We start from the raw sequence: 846 nt of genomic DNA, 5'->3' as shown, positions 1-846 counted from the left end.
ATAAACGCAAGCAGGTAAACAGCCGATATGGCTCTATGGAAATCGAGGTCCCACAGGATCGGAAATCGACCTTTGAACCACAGGTGGTGAAAAAGCGTCAGAAAGATATTTCTGATATTGATCAGAAGATCATCTCTATGTATGCCAAAGGAATGACCACTCGCCAGATCTCGGAAACGATTGAAGATATCTATGGTTTTGAAACATCAGAAAGTTTCATATCCGATGTGACGGATAAGATACTTCCTCAGATTGAAGATTGGCAGAACCGCCCATTGGATGAGGTATATCCAATCCTTTACATCGATGCGATCCACTATTCTGTGCGGGATAATGGAGTCATTCGTAAGCTTGCAGCCTATGTTATACTTGCCATTAATGCGGAGGGGAAAAAGGAAGTCCTGACGATTACGATTGGTGACAATGAAAGTGCGAAATACTGGCTGTCAGTCCTGAACGAACTGAAAAATCGCGGAGTAAAAGATATCCTGATCATCTGTGCCGATGGCCTTACAGGCATTAAAGAAGCGATTTCAGCTGCGTTTCCCAAAACAGAATACCAGAGGTGTATTGTCCATCAGGTAAGAAACACCCTGAAATACGTTCCGGACAAGGACAGAAAAGCCTTTGCTGCAGATTTAAAAACCATCTATCAGGCCGCTGATGAGCAGAAGGCTCTGGCTGCCTTGGAACGTGTAACTGAAAAATGGACTCCGAAATACCCGAATTCCATGAAACGCTGGAAAGACAACTGGGATGCTATTTCTCCAATTTTTAAATTTTCAACCACTGTCCGGAAGGTCATTTATACAACCAATGCGATCGAATCACTGAACTCCACATACC

Annotated in this window: 1 protein-coding gene; it reads left to right on the top strand. The window is 43.5% G+C overall.

Annotated elements, in window-relative coordinates:
• Positions 1-846 (top strand): IS256 family transposase (locus WMO41_RS15810; RefSeq protein ID WP_349230593.1); only part of this gene is annotated, 846 nt, incomplete at both ends.

The organism is Ventrimonas faecis, from assembly GCF_040096075.1.
GTDB lineage: Bacteria > Bacillota > Clostridia > Lachnospirales > Lachnospiraceae > Brotaphodocola > Brotaphodocola faecis.
Note: the sequence above shows the minus strand (reverse complement) of the source record. Positions and strands in the feature narration are given on the sequence as shown.